At 73.1% G+C, this 6747-nt stretch carries 8 protein-coding genes; 6 read left to right on the top strand and 2 right to left on the bottom strand.

All coding sequences use genetic code 11. The features are described from left to right. Positions 1-363 precede the first annotated feature (363 nt). From RWM17_RS10925 to RWM17_RS10910, 4 genes are all read left to right on the top strand, one after another. Positions 364-1341 (top strand): hypothetical protein, encoded by a 978-nt coding sequence (locus tag RWM17_RS10925; RefSeq protein WP_314103599.1) that lies wholly within the window; start codon positions 364-366, stop codon positions 1339-1341. 119 nt (positions 1342-1460) lie between these two features. Beyond that, complete coding sequence (locus RWM17_RS10920; RefSeq protein ID WP_233569147.1) at positions 1461-1817, top strand: phage holin family protein; 357 nt, start codon at positions 1461-1463, stop codon at positions 1815-1817. Next, positions 1814-2404 (top strand): DUF3618 domain-containing protein, encoded by a 591-nt coding sequence (locus RWM17_RS10915; protein ID WP_314103598.1) that lies wholly within the window; start codon positions 1814-1816, stop codon positions 2402-2404. Before RWM17_RS10920 ends, RWM17_RS10915 begins: the two co-directional genes overlap by 4 nt. Before the next feature lie 27 nt (positions 2405-2431). Continuing rightward, complete coding sequence (locus RWM17_RS10910) at positions 2432-3313, top strand: manganese catalase family protein (protein ID WP_314103596.1); 882 nt, start codon at positions 2432-2434, stop codon at positions 3311-3313. A gap of 65 nt (positions 3314-3378) precedes the next feature. Here RWM17_RS10910 and RWM17_RS10905 read toward each other — a convergent pair whose 3' ends face one another. Continuing rightward, entirely contained in the window at positions 3379-3636 is a 258-nt protein-coding gene (locus RWM17_RS10905) for a hypothetical protein (protein ID WP_314103594.1), read from the bottom strand. 135 nt (positions 3637-3771) lie between these two features. Beyond that, positions 3772-4365, bottom strand: a complete 594-nt coding sequence (locus RWM17_RS10900; protein WP_314103602.1) for a LysE/ArgO family amino acid transporter — start codon at positions 4363-4365, stop codon at positions 3772-3774. A 108-nt stretch (positions 4366-4473) separates the two neighbouring features. Between RWM17_RS10900 and RWM17_RS10895 the strand changes: the two genes are divergently transcribed. Further along, positions 4474-5403: a LysR family transcriptional regulator ArgP gene (locus tag RWM17_RS10895; RefSeq protein WP_314103593.1), complete on the top strand. Its 930-nt coding sequence runs from the start codon at positions 4474-4476 to the stop codon at positions 5401-5403. A gap of 41 nt (positions 5404-5444) precedes the next feature. Continuing rightward, on the top strand, positions 5445-6747 hold a 1303-nt coding region (locus RWM17_RS10890), incomplete at its 3' end, for a carboxylesterase family protein (protein ID WP_314103592.1).

Raw genomic sequence — 6747 nt, 5'->3', positions numbered from 1 at the left:
TCTCCACGGCGAGGCCCCGTCCCGGGAGGACGGGGCCTCGCTGCGCGTCCGGGCGTCGGGCGTCCCGGCGTCCCGGCGTCCCGGCGCTCGTGTCGCGCGGAGAACCGCTCGTCCGCGCGTGCGGAGACCCGTGTCGCGGGCGCGACGACAGGCGTCGCGGGCGCTCGGCGTACCCCGTCGAACGGGAGGCTGGCTGTCGAACGCGCGCGGATTGTCGCTGCTGGCAGGGGACGGGGTCAAGCCCCCCTGCCTCTTTGTCCCCCTGATGCTCGTTCCTGGGACGAGCCTCCCTCGGCTCGGGACAGATTGAGGCGACCACAGACGACCGTGATCACCACGGTCACGACCCTGGAGAGGTTCGACATGAGCGACACCAACGGAGACGGCACCACGCCGTCGACCCCCGTGTACGACCAGGCCGCCGAGACCGGCTCGCCGCTCGGCGAGGCCGGTGCCTACCGCGACGTCGAGAGCAGCCTCGAGCGCCCGCTGGACGACACGGACGTCGACGGCGTCCCCCGCGCCGCAGGAGGCGCCTCCTCGACCGACGGCACCGCCGTCGGCTCGACCGGCGCGTACGGCACCGTCGGCGGCAGCACGACCGGCCCGACCGGCTCGACCGGCGACTCCGACTCGGGCGGCGGCGGGAAGGCCGACGCGGCGAAGGGCGAGGCAGGCAAGGTCGCCGGCGATGCCAAGGAGCAGGCCGCGAACGTGGCCGGCAGCGCCAAGGAGCAGGCCGGCAAGGTCGCCTCGGAGGCCGCCGACCACGCGAAGCAGCTCTTCGGCCAGACGACGTCCGAGCTGAGGGACCAGGCCGGCGCACAGCAGGAGAAGGCCGCGGCCGGCCTCCGCACCGTCGGTCAGCAGCTCGAGTCGATGGCGCAGGGCTCCGACGGCGGAGTCGCACAGCAGCTCGTCGGCAACCTGTCGGGCCGCGCGCACGGCGTCGCCGAGTGGCTCGAGGGGCGCGACCCGGGGTCGCTGCTCGACGACGTCAAGCATTTCGCCGCGCGCAAGCCCGGCACCTTCATCGCCATCGCCGCGGTCTCCGGCCTGCTCGCCGGCCGCGTCGTCAAGTCGCTGACCGCCGAGGCGAAGGACGAGCACGGGGCCGCGTCGACCTCCGCCCCGAGCGCCGGCAGCTCGACCACGGGTGCGGCGCACGCCACGGGTGCCGCGCACACCACGGGCACCTCGGCCACCGGCCCGATCGCCGGCGAGTACGACGTCGTCACCGAGGGCGACGTCCCCGGCCTCGGCGAGACGAGCGGCACCGCCGGCACGAGCACCAGCAGCGTGCCCGGCACCTGGCCCGACTCCACGGGGGCGCGCCCGTGACCGACCCGACAACGGGGGCGGCGTACCCGTCCTCTCCCGTCGGCGGCCCGGACCCCCGGGTCCCCGGCCCCGACTCGCCCGCTCCGGAGGAACGCGCGGCGAACACGTCGCTCGGCGACCTGCTGAGCGGCGTGACCGGCGACATCTCCACCCTCTTCCGGCAGGAGGTCGAGCTGGCCAAGGCCGAGCTCAGCGTCTCGGCCAAGAAGGCGGGCAAGGGCGCCGGCATGTTCGGCGGCGCCGGGCTCACCGGCCTGTTCGCCCTGCTGTTCCTGTCGCTGGCGGCGATGTGGGGCCTCGGCTCCCTCATCGGCCTCGGCTGGTCGTCGCTGATCATCGCGGTGATCTACGGCGTCGTCGCGCTCGTGCTGTTCCTGCGCGGCAAGAAGGAGCTGAAGCAGATCCAGGGGGCGCCGAAGACGGTCGACTCCCTCAAGAAGATCCCCGACACCGTGAAGCCTGGAGGCACCGCATGAGCAACGCAGACGGGTCGAAGACCCCCGAGGAGATCCGCGCCGAGATCGAGCGCACCCGCGCCGGACTCAGCTACGACGTCGACACGCTGGCCGACAAGGTCAACCCGACGAGCATCGCCCACCGCCAGACCGACAAGGTCAAGGGCAAGTTCACCACCATGAAGGAGTCCGTCATGGGCACCGCCCACAGCGGCACGAGCAGCGTCTCCGGGGCAGCTTCCGGCGCCGCTGACTCGGCCGAGGAGACCGCGCACCAGGCCGTCGGCAAGGCCAAGGGCAACCCGCTCGCCGTGGGGCTCATCGCCTTCGGCGTCGGTGCGCTCGTCGCCTCGCTCATCCCCGCGTCCGACGCCGAGCAGGAGCTGGCCGCCACCGCCAAGGACAAGGCCGGGCCCGCCGTCGACGCCGCCAAGGGCGCCGCGCAGGACGTCGCGCAGAACCTCAAGGAGCCCGCGCAGGAGGCCTTCGCCAGCGTGGCGGACACCGCTCAGGAGGCGGCGAGCACGGTCCAGGACGACGCCCGGTCGGCAGCCGGCGACGTCAAGGACAGCGCCCAGCAGTCGAAGGACACCGTCCAGGGCGCCTGAGCCCGTCACCCTCTCGAAAGGAACCACATGTTCTTCCACAAGCAAGAGCTGCAGCACAGCGCCACCCCCGACGCCCCCGACGCGGTCTACGCGCGCAAGCTCCAGGAGGTGCTGGGCGGCCAGTACGGCGAGATCACCATCGCCATGCAGTACGGCTTCCAGGCCTGGAACACGCACATCCCCGGCAAGTACCGCGACCTCCTCTACGGCATCGCCGCGGAGGAGTTCGGCCACGTCGAGATGCTCGCCATCATGATCTCGCAGCTGCTGGAGAAGGCCCCCGTCGGGCTCACCGACGAGGCCGTGCAGAACGACCCCGTCATGGCAGCCGTCATCGGCGGAACCGACGTGCAGCAGGCGATCGTCGCCGGCGCGGGCGCCCGCCCGGTCGACAGCATGGGCAACCCGTGGCAGGGCGCCTTCATCACCTCGAGCGGCAACCTGCTCGCCGACTTCACGGCGAACGCCAACGGCGAGATGCAGGGCCGTCTCCAGGCCGCGCGGCTGTACCACATGACCGACGACAAGGGCGTGAAGGACCTGCTGAGCTTCCTCATCGCCCGGGACACCATGCACCAGAACCAGTGGCTGGCCGCCATCCAGGAGCTGCAGGACGACGGGATCGAGCAGTTCCCGGTGCCGAGCACGTTCCCCCAGTCGAAGGAGGACCAGACGGTGAACTACCAGTACCTCAACTTCTCCGACGGCGAGCACGCGAAGGAGGGGTCGTGGGCCTCGGGCCCCTCGCCCGACGGCAAGGGCGAGTTCTCGTACCACGACGGTCCCACCACGACCGCGCCGATGCCCGCTCCGACCACGCCGGACGAGCGCTTCCACGGCACGACGGGCAAGTCGCCGCTGCTCGAGAAGACGAAGGGCGCCGTCAAGGACGCGCTGCACAAGGGCTGACGCCACGAGACGACGACCCCGCCCCTCTCGAGGGGCGGGGTCGTCGTGCGTCGTCGCGGCGGGGGCTAGCGGCCGAGGACGATCGAGCCGGTGTGAGTGCGGATCGTGGAGGTGCGGGTGCTGAACGCGTTCAGCTGCGCGCGCACGTAGCGGCCGAGCGAGGTGCGCTGCACCGACGGCGACACGTAGGCGCCGATGGTGACCGCGTCGCGGTGCGCGGTCGAGACGTACGAACCCACTGGCTCGTCACGGCGGGTGGTGCTCACGTAGCGGCCGCCGAGCGGGAACGGCTGGGCGGGGGTGGTCGATGCGGTGCGGTCCATGGGGGCCTCCTCGTTCAGGGAGACGAGGGCCGCCGGTCGAGTGAGGGCGAGGTGCTCGTCTCCGTCGGCGTGAGCACCACCCTAGCGCCTTATCTTGAACAGTTCAAAACAACGCCCCGACCGAGGAGGCGTGCGTCACGCCCCGAGCAGCAGTCGCAGCCCCAGCGCCGTCATCACCACGGCGATCAGGCCGTCGAGCACGCGCCACGACGACGGCTTCGCGAAGAACGGCTTGAGGAGGCGCGAGCCGAGGCCCAGCGCCGCGAACCACAGGAAGCTGCCCGCGATGGCCCCGCCTGCCCACCACCAGCGGAGGTCGCCCGGCTGCTGGTTCGCCACCGAGCCGAGGAACACGATCGTGTCGAGGTAGGTGTGGGGGTTCAGCCAGGTGAGGGCGAGCACGGTGACGACGGCGGTCTTCCTGCTCGGCTGCACCGCGCCTCCCTCGGCCTGCAGCGCTCCGGACGGCCGGATCGCCCGCTTCGCGGCGAACCCCGCGTAGACGAGCAGGAACGCGGCCCCGACGATGCGCACCGCCACGAGGGCCTGCGGGGCCGCCGCGATCAAGGCCCCGACGCCGGCGACCCCGGCGATGATCAGCACGGCGTCGCTCACGGCGCAGACCGCGATGACCGGGAGGACCACGCGGTTGACGCCCTGCAGGCCGATCTTCAGCACGTACGCGTTCTGCGCGCCGATCGCGACGATCAGGGCGAGGCCGGTGCCCATGCCGAACAGGGCGGGCAGCAGGAGGGAGGAGAAGGTCACGTCCCGACGCTAGGGAGCAGGCGCGGCATCTCTCTAGCTCATGTTCGTGATGCTGCATAAGCTCTGCTGATGATCACCTTCGCCTCGGAGCACCTCGTGACCCTCCGTGCCCTCGTCGACGAGGGCACCTTCGAGGCGGCGGCTCAGCGGCTGCACATGACGCAGTCGGCCGTGTCGCAGCGCATCAAGCAGCTCGAGCGCACCGCGGGACAGGTGCTCGTGCAGCGCACCACGCCCGTCGTGACGACCGCGGCCGGCGACGTGGTGCTGCGCTACGCCCGGCAGGTGCAGCTGCTCGCCGACGACGCGGCGGTCGAGCTGGGCGCCGGCGACGGCGCGGGCGGTCCGGGAGGCGCCGGCGGGCCGGGCGGGCTCGGCACGTCGATCGCCGTGGCCGTGAACGCGGACTCGCTCGCGACCTGGTTCCTCGAGGCGCTCGCCGCCCTGCCGCCGGAGGTGGGCGCCGTCTTCGACCTGCACCGCGAGGACCAGGAGAACACGACCTCGCTGCTGCGCTCGGGCACGGTGCTCGCCGCGGTCACGTCGACGCGGGAGCCGCTGCAGGGCTGCTCGTCCGAGCCGCTCGGGCTGATGCGCTACCGCGCGGTCGCCAGCCCCGGCTTCGTCGACCGCTGGCTCGGGGGAGTGCCGACAATGGGCCGCGTCGACGCCGCGCCGATGCTCGACTTCGACCGGTCGGACCAGCTGCAGCGGGGGTTCCTCCGGGCGTCGCTCGGCTACGACCCGCGACCGCCCCGGACGTTCGTCCCGTCGTCGGCCGACTTCGCCCGCGCCGCCCGGCTCGGCCTCGGCTGGGGGCTGCTGCCCGAGGCGCAGTGCCTCGACCTGCTCGCCGACGGGTCGCTCGTCGAGCTCGCCCCCGGCGAGCACGTCGACCTCGCCCTGTACTGGCAGCGCTGGGCCCTGTCCTCGCGGCTGCTCGACACGCTGACGGAGTCGGTGCGGCGCTCGGCGGCGGACGTGCTGCTGCCGGCGTGAGGGGCGCGCTCGGGCACAGGAGGCGCGCGTAGCGTGAGCCGGTGAACAGCGCACCCGAGACCGGCACGTCCGAGACCCGCACGTCCGAGACCCGCACGTCCGAGACCCGCACGTCCGAGACCAGCACGTCCGAGACGCCCGCGGCCGAGGTCGGCGACGCCGAGACCCGCACCTTCGAGACGCGGGTCGGCACGGTCGTCGGGCGCGTCGACGGCGACGTGGTGCGCGTGCTCGGCGTGCCGTACGCGGTGGCCGAGCGGTTCGAGGCTCCCCGGCCCGCACCTCCTGCGGTCGATGACGAGGGGCGGCCCGTGCCGCTGCTCGCGTTCGAGCGCGCGCCCGCGTCGCCCCAGCTGTCGTCGCCGTCGATGCAGGTGCTCTTCGACGACGCGGCCCGCGGCATGGTCGACTCCGAGCACTGCCAGGCGCTGTCGATCACCTTGCCCGCCGACCTCGCGCCGGGGGAGCGGCTGCCCGTGATGGTGTGGATCCACGGGGGCTCCTACGTCAACGGGGCGGGCGACCTGGCGGTCTACGACCCGCGCTCGCTCGTGGTCGAGCAGCGCGTCGTCGTCGTCACGGTGACCTACCGGCTGGGGGTGTTCGGGTTCCTCGGCGACGGCGAGCGGGTCCCGTCCAACCTCGGGCTGCTCGACCAGCTCGAGGCCGTGCGCTGGGTGCACGAGACGATCGACGCGTTCGGGGGCGACGCCGACACGGTGACGCTGTTCGGCCAGTCGTCGGGCGGCGACTCGATCGCCCACCTGATGATCAGCGAGGGGGCGCGCGGGCTGTTCCGCCGGGCGATCGTGCAGAGCGCTCCGCTCGGGCTCGACCGTGGTCGGTCCGCGATGACGAAGGCGATGCTGCGCGTCACGGGTGCGCCCGCTCCCGACGCCACCGTTGAGGAGCTGCTCGCCGGCCAGCCCCTAGCCGAGCGCGTCGCCCTGCGGTTCGGGCTGCGCGGGGGCATGCCGTTCGGCCCGCAGTACGGCCGCGCCCCGCTGCCCGCCGAGGAGGACCGCGACGCCGCCTGGCGCGACGTCGCCCCGCACGTCGACCTGCTGATGGGCGCGACGACGGAGGAGACCGGGCTCTACGTGCCGCTCGTCCGGCCGCTCGACGTGCTGACGAGCCTGCCGGTCGTCGGCGGGCTCCTGCGCCGCGTGCTCGTCCGGGCGACGACCGGGGCCGTGTACGGACGCGACGCACGCCGCTTCGTCGCCCGGCACCGCGCCTCCGGCGGTCGGGCCGTGCGGTACGAGCTGAGCTGGGCGCCGCGCGGCAGCCCCCACCGCCCCCCGCCCCACACCCACCAGCCCCAGCTGCAGGGCACCGAGGGGG

The organism is uncultured Frigoribacterium sp. (genome assembly GCF_963515265.1).
Classification (GTDB): Bacteria; Actinomycetota; Actinomycetes; order Actinomycetales; family Microbacteriaceae; genus Frigoribacterium.
The sequence above is the reverse complement of the archived record's forward strand: the minus strand, read 5'-3'. Positions and strand labels throughout refer to the sequence as shown.

Excerpts from the sequence above, each read along its gene's own strand:
- RWM17_RS10895 (WP_314103593.1), top strand. The coding sequence starts at position 4,474 with ATGATCACCTTCGCCTCGGAGCACCTCGTGACCCTCCGTGCCCTCGTC.
- RWM17_RS10905 (WP_314103594.1), bottom strand. The coding sequence starts at position 3,636 with ATGGACCGCACCGCATCGACCACCCCCGCCCAGCCGTTCCCGCTCGGC.
- RWM17_RS10910 (WP_314103596.1), top strand. The coding sequence starts at position 2,432 with ATGTTCTTCCACAAGCAAGAGCTGCAGCACAGCGCCACCCCCGACGCC.
- RWM17_RS10925 (WP_314103599.1), top strand. The coding sequence starts at position 364 with ATGAGCGACACCAACGGAGACGGCACCACGCCGTCGACCCCCGTGTAC.
- RWM17_RS10900 (WP_314103602.1), bottom strand. The coding sequence starts at position 4,365 with ATGGGCACCGGCCTCGCCCTGATCGTCGCGATCGGCGCGCAGAACGCG.
- RWM17_RS10915 (WP_314103598.1), top strand. The coding sequence starts at position 1,814 with ATGAGCAACGCAGACGGGTCGAAGACCCCCGAGGAGATCCGCGCCGAG.